The 20,698-nt window shown below is 70.5% G+C and carries 20 protein-coding genes and 1 pseudogene; 8 read left to right on the top strand and 13 right to left on the bottom strand.

Translation table 11 applies throughout. From position 1 onward, the window contains the following. Positions 1-75: 75 nt before the first annotated feature. From ACZOOI_RS29815 to ACZOOI_RS29835, 5 genes are all read right to left on the bottom strand, one after another. Positions 76-1,125 carry a CU044_5270 family protein gene (locus tag ACZOOI_RS29815; protein ID WP_465278734.1) on the bottom strand — a complete coding sequence of 350 codons (1,050 nt, stop codon included), beginning with the start codon at positions 1,123-1,125 and terminating at the stop codon, positions 76-78. After that, a complete protein-coding gene (locus tag ACZOOI_RS29820; protein ID WP_465278735.1) occupies positions 1,122-1,751 on the bottom strand; it encodes an RNA polymerase sigma factor in 630 nt (209 codons plus the stop codon). The genes ACZOOI_RS29815 and ACZOOI_RS29820 overlap by 4 nt, the downstream gene beginning before the upstream one ends. A 791-nt stretch (positions 1,752-2,542) precedes the next feature. Next, positions 2,543-2,743, bottom strand: a complete 201-nt coding sequence (locus ACZOOI_RS29825; RefSeq protein WP_465278736.1) for a hypothetical protein — start codon at positions 2,741-2,743, stop codon at positions 2,543-2,545. Between the two features lie 49 nt (positions 2,744-2,792). Then, a complete protein-coding gene (locus ACZOOI_RS29830; RefSeq protein ID WP_465278737.1) occupies positions 2,793-3,200 on the bottom strand; it encodes a hypothetical protein in 408 nt (135 codons plus the stop codon). 226 nt (positions 3,201-3,426) lie between these two features. Further along, positions 3,427-3,963 (bottom strand): tetratricopeptide repeat protein, encoded by a 537-nt coding sequence (locus ACZOOI_RS29835; protein WP_465278738.1) that lies wholly within the window; start codon positions 3,961-3,963, stop codon positions 3,427-3,429. Between the two features lie 1,099 nt (positions 3,964-5,062). Here ACZOOI_RS29835 and ACZOOI_RS29840 point away from each other — a divergent pair. From ACZOOI_RS29840 to ACZOOI_RS29850, 3 genes are all read left to right on the top strand, one after another. Beyond that, entirely contained in the window at positions 5,063-5,260 is a 198-nt protein-coding gene (locus ACZOOI_RS29840; protein WP_465278739.1) for a hypothetical protein, read from the top strand. Continuing rightward, a complete protein-coding gene (locus tag ACZOOI_RS29845) occupies positions 5,257-5,478 on the top strand; it encodes a hypothetical protein (protein ID WP_465278740.1) in 222 nt (73 codons plus the stop codon). The genes ACZOOI_RS29840 and ACZOOI_RS29845 overlap by 4 nt, the downstream gene beginning before the upstream one ends. A 192-nt stretch (positions 5,479-5,670) precedes the next feature. Next, positions 5,671-6,240, top strand: coding sequence for an ATP-grasp domain-containing protein (locus ACZOOI_RS29850; RefSeq protein ID WP_465278741.1), 570 nt, complete (start codon positions 5,671-5,673; stop codon positions 6,238-6,240). A 278-nt stretch (positions 6,241-6,518) separates the two neighbouring features. Here ACZOOI_RS29850 and ACZOOI_RS29855 read toward each other — a convergent pair whose 3' ends face one another. After that, complete coding sequence (locus ACZOOI_RS29855; RefSeq protein WP_465278742.1) at positions 6,519-6,929, bottom strand: hypothetical protein; 411 nt, start codon at positions 6,927-6,929, stop codon at positions 6,519-6,521. A gap of 12 nt (positions 6,930-6,941) precedes the next feature. Between ACZOOI_RS29855 and ACZOOI_RS29860 the strand changes: the two genes are divergently transcribed. The 3 genes from ACZOOI_RS29860 to ACZOOI_RS29870 all read left to right on the top strand — a co-directional run bounded on the left by ACZOOI_RS29860 (position 6,942) and on the right by ACZOOI_RS29870 (position 9,114). Then, positions 6,942-7,217 (top strand): hypothetical protein, encoded by a 276-nt coding sequence (locus ACZOOI_RS29860; RefSeq protein ID WP_465278743.1) that lies wholly within the window; start codon positions 6,942-6,944, stop codon positions 7,215-7,217. 216 nt (positions 7,218-7,433) lie between these two features. After that, positions 7,434-8,483 (top strand): hypothetical protein, encoded by a 1,050-nt coding sequence (locus ACZOOI_RS29865; protein ID WP_465278744.1) that lies wholly within the window; start codon positions 7,434-7,436, stop codon positions 8,481-8,483. Positions 8,484-8,835: 352 nt separating this feature from the next. Beyond that, positions 8,836-9,114 carry a hypothetical protein gene (locus ACZOOI_RS29870; protein WP_465278745.1) on the top strand — a complete coding sequence of 93 codons (279 nt, stop codon included), beginning with the start codon at positions 8,836-8,838 and terminating at the stop codon, positions 9,112-9,114. Positions 9,115-9,426: 312 nt separating this feature from the next. On the opposite strand, the gene ACZOOI_RS29875 is transcribed toward ACZOOI_RS29870, so the two are convergent. Then, the gene (locus tag ACZOOI_RS29875) at positions 9,427-10,734 is read right to left on the bottom strand and encodes a hypothetical protein (RefSeq protein ID WP_465278746.1); all 1,308 of its coding nucleotides are present in this window, start codon (positions 10,732-10,734) and stop codon (positions 9,427-9,429) included. 476 nt (positions 10,735-11,210) lie between these two features. Here ACZOOI_RS29875 and ACZOOI_RS29880 point away from each other — a divergent pair. After that, a pseudogene (locus tag ACZOOI_RS29880) lies at positions 11,211-11,588 on the top strand (NF041680 family putative transposase); the annotation flags it as partial. A gap of 459 nt (positions 11,589-12,047) precedes the next feature. Further along, positions 12,048-13,061, top strand: coding sequence for a TY-Chap domain-containing protein (locus ACZOOI_RS29885; protein ID WP_465278747.1), 1,014 nt, complete (start codon positions 12,048-12,050; stop codon positions 13,059-13,061). 490 nt (positions 13,062-13,551) lie between these two features. On the opposite strand, the gene ACZOOI_RS29890 is transcribed toward ACZOOI_RS29885, so the two are convergent. From ACZOOI_RS29890 to ACZOOI_RS29915, 6 genes are all read right to left on the bottom strand, one after another. Next, positions 13,552-13,875 (bottom strand): winged helix-turn-helix domain-containing protein, encoded by a 324-nt coding sequence (locus tag ACZOOI_RS29890; protein WP_465278748.1) that lies wholly within the window; start codon positions 13,873-13,875, stop codon positions 13,552-13,554. Further along, entirely contained in the window at positions 13,872-14,042 is a 171-nt protein-coding gene (locus tag ACZOOI_RS29895; RefSeq protein ID WP_465278749.1) for a hypothetical protein, read from the bottom strand. Before ACZOOI_RS29895 ends, ACZOOI_RS29890 begins: the two co-directional genes overlap by 4 nt. 309 nt (positions 14,043-14,351) lie before the next feature. After that, positions 14,352-15,428: a TniQ family protein gene (locus ACZOOI_RS29900; RefSeq protein WP_465278750.1), complete on the bottom strand. Its 1,077-nt coding sequence runs from the start codon at positions 15,426-15,428 to the stop codon at positions 14,352-14,354. 239 nt (positions 15,429-15,667) lie between these two features. Further along, a complete protein-coding gene (locus ACZOOI_RS29905) occupies positions 15,668-16,570 on the bottom strand; it encodes a TniB family NTP-binding protein (protein ID WP_465278751.1) in 903 nt (300 codons plus the stop codon). Continuing rightward, complete coding sequence (locus tag ACZOOI_RS29910) at positions 16,558-18,723, bottom strand: transposase (protein ID WP_465278752.1); 2,166 nt, start codon at positions 18,721-18,723, stop codon at positions 16,558-16,560. The genes ACZOOI_RS29905 and ACZOOI_RS29910 overlap by 13 nt, the downstream gene beginning before the upstream one ends. Continuing rightward, positions 18,720-19,502 carry a TnsA-like heteromeric transposase endonuclease subunit gene (locus ACZOOI_RS29915; RefSeq protein WP_465278753.1) on the bottom strand — a complete coding sequence of 261 codons (783 nt, stop codon included), beginning with the start codon at positions 19,500-19,502 and terminating at the stop codon, positions 18,720-18,722. The genes ACZOOI_RS29910 and ACZOOI_RS29915 overlap by 4 nt, the downstream gene beginning before the upstream one ends. Positions 19,503-20,698 lie beyond the last annotated feature (1,196 nt).

Here is a 20,698-nt window from a genome sequence, read left to right on the forward strand (position 1 = left end):
CGTCCTTGTGTTTCGGTTCCGAGAGTGGATGGCCGTCGGGGTGGTCGCGCGCCGGCCGCGTGTGCGTGGTGTCGGTCACGACCCGGGCGTCGGTGTGGTCGGGAACGGGTGCGAACCGTCGAATCCGAACGGCGGGCCGTCGGGCATGGAGTCGACCATGCCGCTTTTGAGCATGGTGTTTTGCGACAGAATCGTCCCGACCGGGTGATCCTTTCCCGGTAGGGTCACCACGTCGCGCACGCCGAGGAGGGCCCCGGTGTCCGGGTCGAGGATCAGTTCCCGGCGCAGGCCGCTCCGCGGATCGGTACGCGCCAGGCCGACGCCGCGTCGGCCGCGCCCGTCCGCGGCCTGCTCGGTCCGCACCACGCCCGGTACGCGTGCCAACGCCTCGTACAGCGCGCCGGACACTCCCGCCGGCAGCACGCCCTGCTGGAGGATGCGTCCCATGTCGTCGAAGACGTCCTGGTCGAGATTGGTGGTATCGCCGCCGGGTTCCCGGACGAGCCGTTCGCGGATCGCCGTCGACAGCGCCTGCGGGGTCGCGGGCAGGGTGGAGAGTTCCAGGTAGTTCCACCGTTTCGGCGGATCGTTGATCAGCAGCCCGTACGGGCCGGCCGCGCGTTCGTCGATGAATAGGCGGCGGCCGTCCCGGGAGGCCCACTCCTTGCGCGAGTGCGGCGCGATCATCATCGGCACGCCGTCCCTGGCGGACCACGAGGACGACTCCTGCTCGGTGTACAGGACTTGCCCCTGGTTGGGGATCGGCGGACCGCCGGACACGTCGAGGGTTCTCACGGTCGTGCGCGGCGATCGGGACAGGCCGGTGTCGGGCGTACCGAACAGTGTCATCCCGGCCATGAGCGCGAGCACCGCGCCGACCGCGCCGATCGGAGCGGCGAAACGCGGCAGCCGACGGGGGCGGGCCACGCGGGTGGTGCGGGCGATATCACCGGTGATCTCGCGCATCAGGTGCTCTTCGAGCAGTCGACGGCGCTCGGGAGCCGGGAAGACGGCCCGGGCCAAGGCGTGTTCGGTCGCGTCGTCGTGCGGGTGGGCGCAGTCGGCCTCCACGGGCGTGTCGGTCCCGGAGGCACGCGTGGCGGGGGCGGGGGGTCGGTGTGTCATGGGGCCGGCTCCCGAAGGATCGTGCGGATGGTGGCGGGCGGCGCGACGGTCGCGCCGTGCGGAACGGAGGAGCCGCGCAGGTCGCGCAGTTCCTCCTCGGCCAGCCCGCGCAACCGGGCTCTGGCGCGGGAGAGTCGCGAGCGCACCGTGCCCACCGGCAGGTCGAGCGCCTGCGCGACCTCGGCGTAGGTCAGCCCCGAACACACGCACAGCGTGAAGATCTCGCGATCGCCCCGGCGCAACCGGCCCAGCGCGGCGCGCGCGGCGGTCAGCCGCTCGCTCTCGTCGATCCGGGTGACCACGGCGTCGGCGATGTCGGGGACGACGGTGCGCCCGGGCGAGCGGGCCATCGCGTGGCGATGTCGGCGCGCCGCCCGATGGCGATTGCGCAAGACGTTGACCGCGATGCCCATCAACCAGGGCAGCGGTGTCTCACCCTCGTCGCGCAACCGTTCACGCAGTCGCCAGGCCTCCAGGAACGTCAGCGAGACCACGTCCTCCGACGCCGCCCAGTCCCCCGTGACGCGATAGGCGTGCGCGTAGACGACCCCGTGGTGCGCCTGGAACAGCTCGCGAAACGCGACGGGATCGCCGGTGCGGATCGCGGTGTGCATCGAATAGTTCACATGCCAAGTTGTCCGCAGCGGCCGCCGAGTTCCCGTGACGTGGGTCACGTCGTCGTCGCGACGCCCGTCCGGATCTCCCCTCCCGATGGGGGCTCTGTCCCGGCTGTTTTGAAGGTTTTTGTCGGTTGATCGTGTGTTGACCGGTGGGTTTGCAGGATCCGGGATTTTGGATCTTGGCTGTGTGGTCTGGGTTTTGCTGTCTGGTCGGACTTTGTCTGTCCTGTGACCTGTGGCTTTTCAGGAGCTGGGACGGATGTTCAGTTCGGTTCGGAAGACCCGTGGGCGGAGACGGCCAGACATACCGTCCGGGCCGACGACGACACCACCGAGTACGGCGTCTGCGACGGCCACCCCATCGCGGCCCGTCTCCACATCGTCGGCGGCCGAGTCCTGCCCGGCAAGTACCCACAATTCCACGCCGCCCGGCCGCGCTCCGTGGCCGGCGGGCCGGGTCGGTGGTCAGTGCGGGCCGGCCATGCCCATGCCCAGGAACCCGGCTAACGTGTCGATCGCGGTGTTCGCCGCGCCGCGCCGATCCTTCGGCGACATCGTGGTGACCGTCGCGAACAACACCTCGTTCGTGTGGACCCCACGAAGGGCACCCCCGCACCATCCCACCGAGCCGGCCCCCGGCGCAGGCGGTTCACCCGAACGAGATCCAGGCGCCCGCCCGAACGGCTCGCCCGCCCGCATCTCCCCCGAGCACCACCCCGAATCTCCTTCGGATCTCACATCCGCCACACGTTGGCTCGGATCACGTCGTCGGGCAGCACCGTGGAGTACCGGTCGGGTCAATCCAGGTCTGCGGGCGCCAGGGCCACCGCGAGCGCCAAGTACGGGACGGCTCCCAGGCACTGCTCGGCCATCAGGCTCGGATCGGACGCCGTGCCCGCATTGTTCAGCGCGAGCAGTCCGGCGCCGATGGCCGCGTCGACCGCCGCGTCCAGGACCTCGGCCGCGGTGAACTCCCCGCAGGCCGCCAGCTCGCGCACCAGGGCAACAGCCTGCGCCGGGTCGCCGCGCCACAGTTCGGCGACCTCGTCACCGGCCGCCCGCCAGGTCGATGACCGCGCTCTGTTCCGCGGTCGGCAGCGGAACGGGCCGGGACGCTCCGGGCTCCTCCACGATCTCCTGTGCCCGCGCCGGCGTCACCCTCGCGGCGATCGTCCGCCGGGCCTGCTCCCGCTCCCGGGCGACGGCGGCCGGCCACCGGGCCTCGTCCTCGGCCCGCGCCGCCTCCAGAAGCGGGGCGGCGGTGTGGCCGAGGTAGACGACCGGCAGGGGGTCCACCACGATCGCCTCCTGCCCGGGCGGGGCGTTGGCGACCGGCTGGTACAGCGCCTGCGCCGCCGACGCGCAGGCACCGACCGCTGTGGTCAGGGCGGCGATCAGGCAACGGACATACGGCACTTCCGCGGCCCGAGCGGCCGACGCATCGCCCTGCTCCAAGCGGTTGCCGTCGTCTGCGCCAGCCGCACGAGCGGCCGGCTCCCGGGTTGTCTCCGTCGTGGGAACAGCCGGCACGACTCGCCGCGAGGCGAACATGTGAACCCCGCGAGTGCCTGCAACCGTCCCTCGGCGCGGGCGGTTCACCCGAACGAGACGAACGCGCCCGCTCGAACGAGTCACCATGCCGATCTCCCGGACACGCGCCCGTCGGACGCCCGTCCGGGGGTTAGGCGGTGTCCGGTGCCCAGGCAAGATGGGCACGGTGTTCGAGGTCGTCGGCGGCGGTGACGCCGTCGGTGCGCAGGCGGTGCAGGCGGGCGCGCATGTCCTGGCCGGCGATGTCGACCTTGAGGGAGCGCACGCCGGCGGCGCAGGTGACGAACTCGTTCCAGGTGGCGATCGCGGTGTCGGGGTCGCCGCCGCGCAGGTGGATCTCGCCGAGGTCGGTCAGGACGATCGCTCGGCTGCGCCTGCGGTCGAGGCCATGGATGTCGAGGGCGTGCTGCAGGTGGGCGCGTGCTTCGTCGAGTTCGCCGAGGCGGGCGAGGACCATCCCGCTCTCGTGGGCCCACCGGCCGATGCTGTAGTGCCCGGCCCACGATGTTCCCGTGGTGTGGACGGGAGCGCGTTCGATATGGGTCTGCGAGGCGAGCAGGCATCGGGTGGCGGTGGCGCGGTCCTGGTCGAGGGCTGCGGCCTGCGCCAGAGTTGCCTCGTAGTAGGCGTGCGCGCGCGGGTCGGCGAGCCCTTGCGGGTGCCGCACGCCCCTCGGCCAGTCGCACTGCGGTGGCGCGGTGGCCGGCGTCGATCGCCTGCACCGCCATCCCGCGTAGCGCGGTCGACGCAAGTTCCCGATCTCCGCCGAGGTCACCGAGTCGGTGGGCGTACGCGAAGTACCGTTGCGCGAGGCCGGGGGAGCCCTCGTCCTGGGCCATCCACGCGATCAGGTGCGCGAGTTCCCCGACGGCGGAGTGGAGCTCGCGGCCGGTGGCGTTGGTGTAGGTGCCGTCCAGCAGCGGTGACGCCTCCTCGCCGAGATAGCGCGCGGCCGCGGTGCGCGCGACACCGCCGCCGAGCCCGGCCGCGGCGTCGCCCAATGCCGTGGTCATGGCGCGAACGCGGGCGACGTCGCCCGCGCCGACGCGGACCGTGCCGGTGTGCGCGAGCGGCGCCGCGGACGCGGTGGGCGCGTCCGACAGGGACAGCAGACCCAGGACGGCGCCCGTCGCGGTCAGGAATTCCCGCCGTTCCACGTCCGAGCCTCCCGCCGCCAGCGACACCCCCACGATATCCGCGCCGTCCCGCCCGCCGAAGTCCCTCACGGGCTCCGTCGCGGGCCCGATGTTCGCCGTCGTGTCGGCGCATATGGGCGAGACGAAACCGAGTTCGGTGCCGGGGAGTCCGAAGATGTGCTCCAGCGCCAGGCGGTGCGCGCGCTGCGGCCACCGGCTGTGCCCGGACAACCAGCGCCGCACGGTGCGTTCGTCGAACACGACGTCCAGGTCCAGGCGTCGGGCCTCCGCGTCCAGACCGGCGGCGAACTCCCGGGCCGAGGACCACCGCGCGCAACGGCCACGCGACGCAAGCGCGTGTTCGCGACCCCTTCGGTGACCGGTGTGGTCGCGGTGGTGCTGCCCATGGGCGCTCCCCTGAGGCTGCGGCGAACCCGACCTCCACGGTAGGACCGCACCCGACCGCCCGTCACCGCCTTCGCAGTCGAACGGGCGAATGTCCGCGCGATGTCCGCGAAGTGTCCACCGGTTTGACCTCCCCGCCCCGCCGCGCGCGGGTGGACCGTGGGTCCGGGGCGCCGCGGCATCGGCCCGGCAGGCCCGACCGGCACGGACAAGGAGAAACCTCACATGACTCGATCGCTGATCCTCGACCGCGCGCTCACCGCCCCCGTCGACGCGGTACGGCCACTGCCCGAGCACCACTTCGACCCCGACCTCGCCGCGAACGTGACCGCCGGCGGGACGCTGCTGATCCACGCCGCCGACCCGGCGCTGGTCGCCGACTACACCGGCACCCAGGAGCCGAAGGGGCATCAAGACGGATGACTGACCGGCCCTCGGTCGTGGTCGTGGCCGCCGAGCACGATCTCACCGCCGACCTGGTGGCGGACCGACTCGGCGGCCGCGCCACCGTCGTGCGCCTGGACCCGGGACGGCTGCGCGACGACCTCGAGATCGAAGGGGATTTCCACGCCGGCCGCTGGCACGGCACCGTGCGCCACGGCGACCGTGTCGCGCCGCTGGACCGCACGTGCGCGGTGTAGTGGCGCAAACCCACCCGCCCCGACACGATCGACGCCGGCGTCGATCGGTGGCGCGCCCACGAGAACACCAAAGCGCTGCTCGGACTCCTGAAGGCGAGTGCCCTGAAGGTGTGGTGCAACGACCCGCTCGCCGCAGCATCGGCCGCGCTCAAACCCGCCCAGCTCGCGTCCGCCCACCACAGGGGCCTCGCCGTGCCCGACACCCGGTTCACCAGCGTCCCCGCCGCCGCCCGCGCGTTCATCCGCGACCACCACGACCGCACCGTGCTCAAAGCGCTGACCCAGCGCGACATCCCCCTGGTGCCGACCACCCGCGTGAGACTCGCCGACGACCTGGACCGCGTCGCCGGCACCGTCCACTACCTCCAAGCCCTCGTCGAGGACCGCACGTTCGACGCCCGGGTGACCGTGGTCGACGACGCCGTGTTCGGCGCCCGGATCACCACCGACGACCGGGCCCTCGACTGGCGCACGTCCCCCCGCAGATGCTGCCACTACGCACCGCTGACCGTGCCCGCCGCCATCGCCCGCGCGTGCGTGGCGCACGTGCGCGACCTGGGACTCGTCTACGCCGCACTGGACTTCGTCGTCACCGCAGCGGGCTGGTCGTACCTGGAGACCAACCCCAACGGCGAGTTCGGGTTCGTCCAGGTTCTCGCCGACCAGCCGATCGCGCAGGCGATCGCCGACCTGCTGCTCCACGGCCGCGCCGGGCGAAACGACACCGACACCCCACCCTCGCACGCCAGGATGGAGCCATGAACCCGCTGCTCGCCGCCGCGATCGCAACCCTCGGCCTCGCCGACACGCCCGAACCGCTGACCGAGCACCACACCCTCGCCTGGCGCGTCGGCGACTGGAAGGCAGTTCCGGGGACGCGAGGCCGTGACCGGCCGCCGGTGATCCGGCCGGTCCGCTCACCGACGCGGCTCGCCGTCGGCGGCGAAGCCTCAGGGACGGATGGATGTCGACCCGCGGCCGCACCGGGCCGACCACTCCGACGGCACGAGGCCGGCGCGGCGCCTCGCGTGGCCGCGATCTCACACGGCGGCGGGTTGGGGCTCCTGAAGGGCGTCGGCCACCTTGCGTGCCATGGCCGCCACATCCGGCGGCAGATAGTCGTCGAGGGCGCCGACGTCATCGCAGAGCCTGGCGTGCAGGCCGTACAGGCACGCCCGGACGAACAGGTTCTGCGTATCGTCCGCCATCGCCAGCACGCGCAACGCCCGCAGCCGAGGGTCGTCGACCGTGTCCTGGGATGGGGCGAACAGGGCTGCCAGCTGGGCCCGATCCTTCTCCTGGGGACCCGATCGGCGATCGCGTTGTTGCTCGGTCTGCAGGTACCGCTCGAGCGTCGACGCGCAGGCTCCTTCCTCCTGGCACCATGCGGCGATCAAGAGGGCGGCCCAGTTCATGGTGTCCGCCGCGTCGGTGGCCCGGTACATCGTCATTCGCCGTGCGTCGTGGCCGACGTCCGGCTCGCAATAGCGCACCACGTCCCGGATGTCGGAGAGCGCCTCGGCGGCGAACTCGAGAGCGAGGTGCTCGGAAACCTCGTCACCAACGACTTCCTCGCCCTGCTCGACGTCCGCGATCGCCGGATCGTGGTACTGCTCAACAGCGGCGTGACCAGCAGGACCGAGATCGCGGACATCCTCGGCTACGCCAACCACAGCGCCGTCTCCAAACGCCTCGCACGCATCCGCCGCATCGCGCAGTCGTACTTCGCCGACGACTGAACCGCGCGCCGAACACCCGCCCGCGCGTCCGGCACCCGCAGGTGGTGTCGCCCCACGACCGCAGCCGTCAGCACCGCCACGGTCGTGGTGACGGAGAAGGACCACCTGCTCGTGGGCCGCCGGCCCTCTCGGGGCCGGCGCGCCCGGATGCTCACGACATCTTCGTGTCGTCCGGGCGGATTAGCATGGATCATCGTTATCGGCTGGGGAGTTCCCTTGGGCAGCAGCTTCAAGATCAATCAACGCGCGATCGACAAGGCCGTGCGCGAGATCGCCAAGGGCTTCGAGCGTGCCGCGCGCAAGCACCCCGTGTCGGTACCTGTGCGCGTCGAGTCGATCGAGTCGGGCCGGATGTCGGGCGAATCCCTCGAACAGGACCCCGTCATGTCCCGCCTGGTGACATGGCTTGCCCAGCGCACGGCATCACATCCCGGGCAGTACCAAAACCTCTCCCATTTCACCGACGAGGAAGGGGATCTTCCGCCCGGCGAGGCGGACATCCTCGGACTACGCCTCGAGGAACAGGGCTTGGCGAAGGTGCTGCGGACCTTCGGAGGCGGAAGCAGGACCGTCATCCTCACGGACGCGGGAGAACTGGCGGCCCGACGTCTGGCCCGGCTCCGTTCGGACCGCGCCGCTCGATTCGCCCACGCGTGCGACGCCCTTCTGCGATGGATGTACGACACCGGCCCCGGCGGCGAGGCGGTCGCCGTCACCACGTTCGCGGACTCCCGCGACTGCCGATTCGCCGGGGACCCGCTCACGGCGGACGAGATCACCGGCGCGCTCGAGCGCCTCGTGCGCCACGGATTCGTCCGCCTCACCGACGACCCCGCCGCGGTCGCGGCACAGATCACTCAACGCGGCATCGACTGCGTACTCTCCGGAGGCTCCGTGAACACCCCCGCCCCCCAGACCGGCAACACGTGGAACGTGCACAACTCCCCGAACAGCGTCGTCGGCAACCAAAGCGACTTCACCCAGAACAACCATCACGGATTCGACGCCTCCGCCGTACGGGACTGGGCCGAACTCGTCCGCCAGATCGCCCCGACGTTGCAGGGCACCCCCCAGGAGGAAACGGACATCGTCCGCGACGCCGAGATCCTCATCGAACTCGTGGACCAGGACAACCCCGAGCTCGGGCGCGTACGCGCGCTCTTCGACGGCATCCAGAACCGGCTGACCGGACTCGGAGGCGCGTCCGCAGCCCTGACCCTGCTGCTCACCCAGGCCGAGCAGGCCCGCCAAGCCGCCTTCGGCTGAGTTGGGCGACGCCCCTTCCCCGAAACCCTGCACGCGGTCCTCGCCCCCTCGAACTCGGCCGCGGCGATCGCCTCGGTGCCCAGGCTGAGCCGGGTCGACCACGCCGGGGCCGGATTCACCCACGCCCTGCGGGGTCGCTCGTTGGCCGACGCCTACCCCGGGGCGGCAATAGGCGCCGACGACCTGCCCTCGTGAGCGTCGATGGCGCCGTCGCCCTACCCACCCCGCGCTTCCCAGGCCCTTCCCGACGAGGACCGGGGTCGTGACGGACGCGATGTGCGGCGGCGTGCCGTGCCTCGGACTCTCGGATTCGGGTTGAGGGCCGGACACGGAGCGTGTGGAACGGGCAGACTTGGGAGGACCGACGGACTCGGGAGGCGTGATGGCGGTGGACGGCAGGCCGGGGACGGGGACGATCGCGGAGATTCGTGAGCGGCTGGGTCCGCAGGAGCGGGCCGAGTTCGAGGAGCAGCTCGCGAACACTCCGTTCGATCAGTTGTACGCGAAGATCGTGTTGGAGTGGGCGTTGACGCCGGAGGAGCGCGCGGAGGATCGTGCGGTTCTGGAGCGGGTGCGCGCGGGGGACTTCTCCGGGCTGCGCAACCTCGACGGCACGCCGTTCACGCCGTGAGTTACGCGGTGGCGTACGCGCCGGCCGCGGAGGTCGAGCTCAGGCGGCTGGGGCCCGATCGAATGCGTGCGTTCGAGCGTGGCATGAGCGTGCTCGCCCGTGATCCGTACGGGCACGGATCCGCGCCCGCCCGTGCGGGCTACGAGACTGTCGCGACGCCACCGTCGCCGACGTGGTCATCCGTTACGAGGTCTCCAAGTCCGTTCTGCGCGTCACCGTCGTTCGGGCCACGCCCAGCCCCTTCTGACGATCGGCCTCCGATCGGAATGGATCGAGGGCCGGCGGTTGCGGAGAGACCCGACGGGCGATCTCCTATCGGGTTTTCCTGACGACTTTCGGGTCCGGTTTCCGGTCTTCCGACGGCAAGTCCGACAGGAGGTCCACTTCACCACCGACCTCGGACCTGCGGATTGCAGCGCCCACGCGTTCGGGCCCCGGCACCTCGTACACCGCCCACCCCTCGCCGTCCGCCGCGGCGGGTTGCCCGGTGACAGCGAGGACCCCGGGAAGGTCCGCGTGCAGTCGTGCACCCGCCCGGTCCGGGCCCGCCGCGGCCAACGCGGGCATCAGTCTCGGGATCACGACCCCCTCCCGGGCGGGCAGCTTCCCGGTGTACCCGAGCACGGTCGCCGGGCCTGTCACGCACCGGGCGATGGCCGCGCGCACGTCGGCACGCGCCCCCCAACAGGCGTCGACCAGGATCGTCCGGGCCCGGATCCGACCCTTCAGGGTGTCCAGATGCACCCACCCGTCCCACGATTCGCCGGCTCCGACGAAGACGCTGCCGTTCTCGGCCGGGTCGGTGTGCGCGAGGACGATCAGGACATCGACGTCGAGCGTCCAACCGGCGTGCATCTCCTGCGGTGTCCTACCGACGACCACGTCGAGGGACGCCACACCGGCCAGCCCTCGGATCGCGTCGGCCAGCCGCTTGGTGATCGTCGGCCACCCGTAGGACACGATGGCAACTCGCAACTCCGACAGTATTCCGCCCTGTTCCACCCGTGACGTGACGCTCTCTGTGTTCGACATCGCACCAGCATGGGGCCTTGCGGTGGCCCGACGTGCCGAATCCCACCGATCCGGCGCCGGCACGACGAGCCGCCGAGGTCTACAGCCTCGGCCCCATCCTGCGCTGGGCAGCGGCAGCCAAGGCCACCGTCCGCGCGCCTCGACACCGCCGCCCGGGCGGCCGAAAGCGCCCGCGACGCCGCCGTCCGCGCCCGCACACCAGGGCCGGACGCGGCGAACGCGCGCACCGCGCGGCAACTGGCCGAGCTGGCCGGCCGGCACGCGGACACCGCACACGTGGAGGCCGATCTCGCTCGGGACGTCGTCCTGGATGCGGAGGTCGAACACGTCACCACACCTGCAGTGGGCCGCGCCCAGACGGCCCTGGACTGTGAGGCGGCCGAAGCAGACTCGACCCTGTTTGCCGACTTCGCCAAGCGGGTGATCGGCTCGATCGGCAACGCCGACGAGCGCTTCCAGGCATGGCACGACACCAACGCCCGCCCCACAGAGGGATACAGCGTGGCATGGGAGCAGATGCTCGGTGTGGCCGCCATCCCGACACGTGGAAGACACCCGGCCGCCCTGATACTGCATGTCGCCGGTCACGGGCCGTACTCCGAACTCGCAACCATCATCGGCGTACAGCATGTCCTGGCACACCGAGGCACTCCGGGCCGGACACGGCCAACTGGACGCCTGCAACACCCTGTTCAGCCACATGTACGTGGTCTCCCGCGGGATCGAAATGGGTTGACGCTGTGGCCGTCAGCGACCACCGTGGTGAACGTCCTTTCGGACGCACGTGGCGACGCTGCTTTGCGCGTCGAGCCCTGGCGCCTACCGCAGGCACGTGCGCACAACCCGTGGAGACCATCCCAGGTGAAGTGCTCCAGGTCGAAGCGTCGAAGGAACGTCTGCCACCGCAGGTCGACCCGGTTGTGGGCCGGGAGCAGTTCCCGGCGCAGACCGGTCCCGAGAATCGAGGAATCATGGTTTGAGTGCCGCGTTACTCGTCGGCGTGCCATCTGCGCCCGCAGACGCCGCCGTGAAGTACTACCAGGTGCGGCTGTGCGACTACCAGGCACACGTTCCGGATGATCAAGCAGACGCTCGGCTGGACCCGGCCGAAGCTCCGCGCCCCGGAAGCCGCCGACCGCTGGACGTGGCTGATCATCACCGCCCACACCCAGCTTCGCCTCGCCCGCCCACTCACCGAGGACGTTCGCCGACCCTGGGAACGACCGGCCGCACCGAACAGGCTCACCCCGGCCCGAGTCCGCCGGGGGTTCAGGAACCTCCGCCCGACCTTGCCCTGTCCGGCCCAAGTGCCGAAACCGACCCGGCCGGGCCCGGGCCCGCCACTCGGCTCGAAGAACCAGCGACCCGCCACCCGCTACGACGTGGGCAAAACCGTCGAACGCCCGGAGACCATCATCGAACGCAATCAGGCCAGACCATAAAGCACAAGCTCAGCCCCGCTGAGCCTTTGTCCGGTACCGACCTGACGCTTGCGCTCCCCTGTGCCGGAACGGGCCGAGCCCAACCTCCGCTCCCGACAAGGACGCCTGCCGCTCGGCGATCGACTCGGCAACGGGGGCGGTGGCTGCTTCCCGACGGACACGAACCCGACAACGACATCGGCGAACACCAATGCCGCGTCCACCGCATGATGCATACCGAATTCGGCGCGACACTGCCCCGCGACGACGTCGAGAACGGCGAACTTCTGGCCGCGATGTACTGAACCCTGCGCGAATCCGGGCCGACGAAGGCCTGCCCGCACCCACGGACCAGGCGCACTGCTGTGTCGAATTCGACCGACTCCGCATCGGAACCCTCCGCTCGGCCGGACGCGGTGCGGGGAGTGGGCTCGGGATGGCCCCCCGAGGTGTCCGTGGTCGTCGGTAGCCTCTTCGGCCATGACCATCAGACTGACGGATGCCGAGATCAATCACCTGGTCCCCCGGTTCCAGCGTGTGGACCCGGGCGAGTGGGATCGGGACGCGGTGGAGCGCGCGACCGCAGGCCTGGGATGGACGCTTCGCTCGGCAGACGAGGGCACGCACCTGATATTCGACGGGCCGTTGCCGGGCGGATGGACCCAAGCCTTCGCGGGGCACGTCCACGGATCACCGCGCGCGGGCAGCTTCACCCTGCTGGAGTGCGAATTGGCGCAGTCCGAGGACGAGGCCGTGCTGGGAGCGGTGTTCGAGACGACCAGGAAAGCGGTCGAGGCTTCCCTGGGGCCGGCACCGATCCGACGCGGACCCGGCCCGGTGTTGCGCTGGAGCCTCGAGTCGACCCTGCTGGAGGTCGAGTGGGAGGAGACTTGGAGGGACGGATCCGTGCGGTTGAGGCTGCTGCCGACGGCGGTGGCCGAGAACCACGAGTACCAACTCGCCAAATGGAGCGAACGCGACGACTGCGTCGGCGAGCTGGGCGTGTGGCAGGCATATGCGAACGGCCATCCAGCGTATACACCGGGCACCCATGTGGCCCGGACCTGGGAGGAGTTCGGACAAGGGCTGGAACAGACGCTGGCGGCGATGGTGGCGGACCTGGGCCGACTGGACGACGAACTGGTCCTGGTGATGCGGCCGGACGAGAACACGGACCCGGAAGCGGTCGCGCATCCACAAGTGGTGCAGTTGATCTGCAACGCCGACATGCTGCACCTGGAGGCGAGCATCGGGGCGCTGGACCCGCGTACGATCGCGGAACTGGGCTGGCAGTCCGGCCCCGACACCGGTTGGCTCCACATCGATTTCCCACACCCGAAATACCCGGACGCCGAGCGCGCGGCCCGAACACTGGTGGAGACCTCGCGTGCGCAAGGCGTACAGGTGGATCATCTGCGCCACACGGCATGGCTGAACAAAAGCGACTGCTTCTTGAACCTCTACGGACTGGGCCTTCGCCACAACCGCAACTGAGCAACCCCGATACCGACGTCGGCCGAGGGCGAAGAAAGCGGCATCGGCACCCCGACACGCGACCCCCGAGCCGCCGGCGTACTCCTCGCGGAGAACCGCGAGTTCCTCCACCGCTGGTCTGCGACGGTGGTGTGTCAGTGGTGGCGTGACGCGGCGTGTGTCAGTGCCCGTCTCGGGTGTTCTCGCTGTGGGGTGGGTGTTTGCCACTGACATGGATCGTCGTTTGATCGCCGGCACCGATTGGCGTTTCCTGCCGGCGTTTCGATGGCGTGTCCATAGTGCGTGGCCCGGTCCCTCTTGCAGCGATCAAGGCCGGTTCCCCCGTGACGGGCACGATCCCACGGCATATACCCCACACCGCGGGCCACTGTCGGATGTTTGTCGTTTCCGTCTGTGCACGGCCGCCGGACTCGGGTACGCGTACGCCCGGAGCCGTTCGACGGGGCGTGCGCCGGGTGCGTGGTGCGCCGGCTACGCGGCCGTGCACGCGTCAGGAGGGGGTGGCGGGGCTCTCGGTGGGCCTTGTGGCGCCGGCGACGATGGCCTGCAGCGCCGCGACATGCCCGTCGAAGGCGTTCCGGCCGGCATCGGTCAGGCGGGCCCGCACCTTGCGGCGACCGCTGCTGAGGCGGCGCTCGGTGGTTACGTACCCGGCCTCTTCGAGGGTGGCGAGTTGTTTGGACAGCGCCGATTCGGAGAGCCCCAGTTGGTCTTTGAGGTAGGCGAACTCCGCCCAGTCGGCGGCGGCCAGCGTCGCCACCAGCGTCAACCGGGTGCTGGGGTGGATCAGTTCGTCGAACCGCGGCGCCGTCATGCCCGTGCCCACCGGCGCAGAACGCTCAGGATGTCCGGTCCGCCGAAGCCGATGACGGCGGCGACCAGCATCGCAGCCCAGATGCCGGCGTGCTCCGCGCCGTCGGCGTCCAGTGCGAGCGCGGCGGCGATGGTGGCGCCGACGAGCACGACCAGCATGGCGGTCACCACCAGTGGGGTGCGGGTGTCGCCGCTCGGGTTTTGTGGGTGGTGTCGGGTGTGGTGGCCTGCGGGTTCGCATGTTGATTGACGCGGATCGCGGGGTTTCGTGGTCGGTCCTTTGTGCGCGCCCGGGGCCGGCCGGCCTGTACCCGGGTGTCGTGTCGTCCTGCGGTTTCCCGCCGGGATGGGTCGCGGTTCCGGATGGGTTGCTCTGTTTCATCGGGTGGTGTTCGGATCCGGTGATCTGCCCGGGGTGGCGCCCTCCCCCCGGGGGGGCGTCAGTGGGCGAGGTCCGGGAAGGACTCGCGACCCACGTCACGGCCGCTTTCGGCGGGTGGCCCGTCCCCGGCCGGTCTCCAACGCGTGGGGCGGGACGTATCCCAGACGGGTCAGCTCGATGGGGACGTGGTCGTAACGACCCTCCAACCGATACCCCCACCCCCACCCCGGCCGCTGCCCGGATCCCCTCGAACGCCTGGGCACCGTCCGGATCCAACGCGTGAAATCACCCGGATAACACGCCGGATCCTCCAACCAGGGACGCCTCAACCTCCGGGCGATCTCCGCGTACGGGGCGTGGAAAACCCCGCGTCGCCACCCCCACCGCACCTCGTTGAGGACCCCCGCCAACAACACCGCCTCGGGATACACCAAAGCCTCCCGAGCCAGGACATACCATAACTCCGCGTCTTTCCCCCGCCCGATCCGCTCGGCACGAGCGGGCCAGATGCGTTCCTCGCCCACACGATCACGACGCCACCCCTGGGTCACCGACACCGCACGGCGGAACGCGTGAACGCCGTGACCGTCGTCGCCCCGCAGAAGACGCGCATGCCCACGACGAGCCGCGAGGACCTCGGGCACCCGGGACAAATCGACACGCAGGACCGGGACGTCCTCACCCTCGAGAGGGTGACGATGCAACAGCCACAACCGGTGTTCCACACAGACCAGTTGATGAACCCCGAGGTACTGACGCACCAGCCCCACACGACCCGTACGCCGAGCCACACACCCCGGGCAGCCCCCCACCGACGGCAGCCCCGACAACCGATACCGGGCACGGGGCCGCCCGGTCGCACCACGGGACGCCAGACCCGGCTCCCACTGGGGCAACGCCCGCCGCAGGTGTTCCTCCGGCACGCCCGCCACCCACGCGATCGCACTCCGGGCCGGCGCGTTGAAGTACAACTCCTCCACCTCGTACAACACGTTGGCGCCCTTGGACCTCGTGTCGGTCACCTCCGGCCGCGGTATCCCGACGTGGTCGAACAGGACGGCCTCGCTCACGTGGTTGCGCGCCGCCAGGCGGGCGACGAACGAGGCCGTGGTCTCACGGGGCAGTGGCGCCACCCGCGCCAAGCCGCGCGGGGGCCGGACGAGAGAACGCATCGCGTGAACGACTTTCCGTGACGGGCCCGAACCGCTCAACGCGGCCCGAGCGGACCGGGGGCCAGGGAGGCGGGGGACGGCACCGAACGGGCGTCAAAAGCCCTTCCCGCTTCCGCCACCCGTTCCGCGTGCCGGCCGCGACCGGTGTTCCGCGCGCACGTCCAACTCGACACCGTCCAACAAGGCCTTGGTGATCCTCTCGGTGCCGTCCTCGATCGATGTCAGCGCCGCTTCGCGGATCAGATGGGACAGGCTTCCCATCGCCCCGCCCGTGCGCCGGTGCAGGTACTCCGCGTGTCGCTCCAGAGTGCCCCCCGATGTCGACGCAGACGCAACGCACCCTCCATGTCGCCGACCAGGTCCACCCAGGTGTCCTTGTGCACGCGCGTCCCATACGGCAGGGCAGCGTGGCGCAACAGTTTGAAACGCCCCGCGATCTGCCGGCCGCGAGCCCCGCTCAACAACGCGGAGCCGTCGACGTCGACACCGGCGTAGACGAACGTCGCCGGGATCCGCTCGCCGAGATGCTTCATCTGGTCCGACGTCTCCGCGCCCGACCGGGTACGGGTGTCGAGCAGATGCACGTCGTCGACGAAGACCAGCTGCGTGGCGCGTTCCACCAACACGTGCGCGACCGCGTCCGTGATCTGCGCCTGGTTCATGCGAGTGGACACCGGTGCGCCGAGGAAGCGGGCGAACTCGCCGACCAGCATCTTGGGCGTGGCCGACGGGGGGACGCACACATACGCCACCGGCAGGCGGTCCCGAAGGCCGGGATGCCTGCGCCGGTCGGTGTGTTCGAAGACGCGACCCAGTTCCATCAAGGTGGTCGTCTTGCCTGTGGTGGGTGGCCCGGAGACGATCAGGCCTCGCCGCGCGGTTCCCTGTTGCCCGCGATTGAGCAGGAGCATCCTGCGCAGCGCCACCGAGACGTTCTTCATGGACGGGGTGGTGAGCACGACGAACCGGGAGTGGTAGTCCTGGCGAGCCGTGAGTGTCCATGCCGGGTCGTCGGCCGGCGGGGCCTTCGGGCGCGTCGTGTCCACGAAGGTCTTCCAGCCCTCCCACGTGCTGATGGGCGAGAACACGCCGGTCGGATCGCCGTCGTCGGCGAAGTCGGCGAAAGAGGTCACTCCAGCCACAGGTCGCCATCCTCGTACGTGTCGTCGAGGACCGAGGAACCACGGTCGCCGGAACGCCGCGTTCGAGACGGGACTTCCTCGTCCTCGTCCTCGTCTGCGTCCTCGGGATCGGAAAGGAGAACAGTGTCGCCTTCGACGGGCCGGTCGTCGTCGGACCCGGGCGGGGCGAAGACGCCGACGAGTCCGAACGACGCGCCGGGGGAGGCGAGTACATCGAAACCACTCCCCACGGCGGTCGGCCCCTCTGCCATGGCGGCCGCGGCGCGGGTGCGGGCCACGACGCCGCGTTCGCGCCGGGTCGCCGTGCCGGCCCCGGCGCGCCGTAGAAGCGCGTCCAACGCCCGGGCCAGTTCCCGTTCGTGTTCGTCGTGCCCGCCCTCTCGCGCGACGGTCCTGCGGACGTGGTTCCAGGTGAAGTCGGTGAACGGCATCGTCACCAACGTGCGGTGGATCCACGGCACCTCGACGAAGCCGCCCGGCAGCCGTACCCAGATTCGCGTCGGATCCCAGGGGTTGTGGTGGACCTCCCACCTTCCGCCCCGCGCGGTATGGGCGGAACGGCGTCGCCGGTGGTCGTTCAGTGCCCGGTCGTCGAAGGTGCGGTGGTCGAACCTGATGCCGTAGTCGTTGATGGCCTGCCACCTCACCGGCAGGAGCTCGACGTAGTCGTCCGCCCTCAGCGGCACCGGCACGTACCCCGTCACGCCCACCAAAGCCGCCCACATCTCGTTCGGCGACAAGGCCAACCCCGGCATCATCGGGTGTCGCAGCGCGGAGTGCCGGCGGTGCTGCCACCCGACGACGAGCCATTCCTCGAACAACTCCCGCAACTGCTCCAACGTCCAGCACGCCTCGTCCTCCACATCGAGGCCGCGCTCGGCGACGCCGGAACCGGTGTAGCCGGCCACGTGTTGGCAGAACAACGTGTTGATCGAGCCGAAGGTGCGCTCGACGTGCCCCTTGGCCGGTCCGTTCGCCGGCGGCACCGGCTGTACCGACACACCCAGGCTCTCGCATGCGGCCAGGAACGACGCGGACAAGAACACCCTGCCCTGATCGACGACCACCGTCTCGGGCATGATCACCGGCCGCGCCGCGGCATCCTCCAAGCGCTCGTCGATGGCGACCAGCCGTTCGTGGGGAATCACCGAGCGAGACATCGCCAACGCGTCGGCCCACCCGGGCCGCATCCGCAGCGGCGCCACCATCTGCGCCAACAGCACCGCCGCGTCCACCGCCTTGGTACCCGCCGGCCGCAGCACCGCCGCACAGACACAGCGGGTCGCCACGTCCACCGCGATCGTCAACTCCGGCCGAGCCACCACCCCGTCGTCCAGGACCACCATCACGTCCAGCAGCGTGCTGTCCACCATCACCAACTCACCGGGCCGCAACGCGACCGTCGGCGTGAAAGGCGGCGTCGGGCGCGACGCGTGACGGCGCCGCTGCGCCGCGCTGCCGAGGAGTCCTTGGCCGTCGGCCAGGGCGTGCGCGAGACGGTTGAACGTCGCCACCGGCGGGAGGGCGACCGCGTCCGGGCCGTAGGTCTCCTCGAGGATCCAGCCCACCTGCCTGCGCAGCCGTGTCAAGGTGCCCGTGGAGCGATCCCGCTGCGTCTCCAACGCTGTCAGCACGGCGTCCACCACGCGCGGATCCGCCCGACCCAAAGGGGACTTGGTCCGGGTGCCGCGCCGGTCCACCAGCCCCCACACTCCCTGCTCCCGGTAGCGAGCCCGCATGCGGCGCACCGTGGCCACACTCGTGGGCCGCCCCGCCGCGGTCAGCTCCGCCGCCTTCGTCGCCTCCCGCTCGGCCAGAGTGTGCAGTGCCGGGTCGTATCCGGGCCGCACGACACCGTCCGACTCGGGGGAACCGGTCTCCACCTCTCTCACATCCCGCTCCCACAGCAAGGCCCGCGCCCGCACCTGCTCGGACAGCGTCTCCAACAACCCGAGCGGCGGCACCCGCCCGCGCGCCGGGCCGCCCACCACCTCGAAGCCCGGATCGGCGAACAGGTGCGGCAACAGCATCACCGCGACCGCGCCCTCCTCGGTCACCAGGCGCGCCCGAGCCCCCTCGAGCCCGGCCACCATCCAGACCCGTCCCTCGAACCGGATCCGCGCGCCCACCTCGACCACGGCCCCCGCCGTCATCGCCGCTTCCCTTGCGAGGCCGTCGCCACAACGAGAACCCGCTCGTGCAAAGGCTGATCCAACGGCACGCTCAACGCCCCGTGCCACAACGCGTGGAAGACCACCGGCCACATCGCGATCGGATCTCCCAGCGCGCGAGCCCCCTCGACCAGCGGACGCGGCCGGGCGAAGCACGCCCTCACCTCGTCTGCGGGCACTCCGCTCGCGTGACGAGGGTGTCGATACCCCGCCAGCCAGCGCACGTTGGCGACCACCACCGTGTCGGGTGCCCCGACGATCCGATAGCGCCAACCCACCGCCCGCGCCGCGGCCGTCATCGGTCGGGCCACGCGTGCGAGCCGGCCGGAGACGTGACCGGATCCGGAGCAGTCGATCAGCGCCGCGCTGCCGTCCTTGAACCGGGCCATCAGATGCGGCGTGTGCGTGAGAGCCCTGCCGGGCCCTGCCGCCCATGTCAGCTCGACCGGGCTGCATGCCAATCCCACGACCGTCTGGTCCCGGTCCAGCAGCATCAACTGTGTTCGCATGGCGCCGAATCCGTAGTGCACCAGGTGTCCGGTCGTCGCCGACCACCACCATCCCGGCGCCACTCGTCGCCCGTGCCGCACGGGGAATCGCCGGATCGGACCGTGTTGCTCCAGTGCCACGTCCTGCGCGGCTTGGCTCCAGGACATCTGCCGTAGTTCACCGAACGCGTCGACGAACCGTGCGTCGACGCGATCGGGGTCCACGTGCCGCGAGGCCCCGGCAGGTGGTTCGGCCGAAGTATGCGTTTTCATGCCGTACAGCCAACCGACCCCGACCGACTCGATGAAGGCGCGGACCGACCGGGAATCACCCTCCTTTATTGACGCGAGCCGGCCTGTCGGTGGCGGTGAGGTCGCGCTACGACGAGCAGCGACGGTGCGCCGAGGCATGCCGGGTGTCGCCAACGACGGTTGTCGGCCTACCGCTTCGCGTTATCGAGGCAAGATGGTTGCACCGGATCGGCCCGCTTCCTGTCACCGATGCGGGATAAAGCAGGCCGGTCGCCGGTCGCACAACCCCACCGAATGCCCGAGCCGCACCGGAAGCCCTGTGGTGTGCACCCGCGCCCCCGGCGATCTTGGTGACGACCAGCGTGCCTCGGCACAGTGAGCGGGCGGTGGCGGCGCGGGTGCGTTTTCTCGGTGTCGCGGGGTTCGACAAGGCCGTGCCGCGCGATTCGTGCATTCCCTGTGGTGGGCTGTGTGTTCGTGTGCCGGAGCCGTGCCCGGTGGTCGTTCGTGTCATTCCTGCCCGCGTCTTTTCCGACGGCGGCCCGGGCGGGTGAGGCCTGGAATGCCCGGTCGCGGGTCTTGGTGTGGTTGAGCCGAATCGGCGCTGTGGGCGCGGCGGTTCCTGGGGTGCGCCCCGGTTTCCTGTCGAGTTTTCCTCTCCGGTTTTCCTCACGACTTTCGGGTCGGATTTGTCGATCCGGCCGGGCCTGTCGATGGTGCTGTGTGGCGTTGTCCGGGCCTGGGTGGCGGGGTGTGGCGGATCGGGGTGCGAGGGCCGTAGGAGGGCGTCCAGAGCGCTTGTCGAGGAGTCCTGGTGGGTTGCCGGGGCGCGCTTGTGGTAGCCGTGGGAGCCGGTTCGGTGCCCGCGAGCCGGCGGCGGTTCGCTCGCCGAATGTGGCGGTGGGCCGCGAAGCGGACCTGTCGCCGCTCGGGTTTTGTGGGTGGTGTCGGGTGTGGTGGCCTGCAGGTTCGCATGTTGATTGACGCGGATCGAGGGGGTTTCGTGGTCGGTCTTTGTGCGTGCCGGGGCCGGATGGTTTGTGCCCCGGGGTGGGGTGTTGTCCTGCGGTTTCCCGCCGTGGTGCGGTTCCGGGTGGGTTGCTCTGTTTCATCGGGTGGTGTTCGGATCCGGTGATCCGCCCGGGGTGGCGACCCCCGTGGGGTTCGTCCGTGGGCGAGGCCCGGGAAGGACTCGCGATCACTCTCTCGCGTATATC

The organism is Embleya sp. L77 (genome assembly GCF_055557415.1).

Bases quoted from the DNA above. Each gene is read 5' to 3' on its own strand.
- ACZOOI_RS29815 (WP_465278734.1), bottom strand. From the start codon at position 1,125: ATGACACACCGACCCCCCGCCCCCGCCACGCGTGCCTCCGGGACCGAC.
- ACZOOI_RS29840 (WP_465278739.1), top strand. From the start codon at position 5,063: ATGACTCGATCGCTGATCCTCGACCGCGCGCTCACCGCCCCCGTCGAC.
- ACZOOI_RS29845 (WP_465278740.1), top strand. From the start codon at position 5,257: ATGACTGACCGGCCCTCGGTCGTGGTCGTGGCCGCCGAGCACGATCTC.
- ACZOOI_RS29855 (WP_465278742.1), bottom strand. From the start codon at position 6,929: ATGACGATGTACCGGGCCACCGACGCGGCGGACACCATGAACTGGGCC.
- ACZOOI_RS29885 (WP_465278747.1), top strand. From the start codon at position 12,048: ATGACCATCAGACTGACGGATGCCGAGATCAATCACCTGGTCCCCCGG.
- ACZOOI_RS29890 (WP_465278748.1), bottom strand. From the start codon at position 13,875: ATGACGGCGCCGCGGTTCGACGAACTGATCCACCCCAGCACCCGGTTG.
- ACZOOI_RS29900 (WP_465278750.1), bottom strand. From the start codon at position 15,428: ATGCGTTCTCTCGTCCGGCCCCCGCGCGGCTTGGCGCGGGTGGCGCCA.
- ACZOOI_RS29910 (WP_465278752.1), bottom strand. From the start codon at position 18,723: ATGACGGCGGGGGCCGTGGTCGAGGTGGGCGCGCGGATCCGGTTCGAG.
- ACZOOI_RS29915 (WP_465278753.1), bottom strand. From the start codon at position 19,502: ATGAAAACGCATACTTCGGCCGAACCACCTGCCGGGGCCTCGCGGCAC.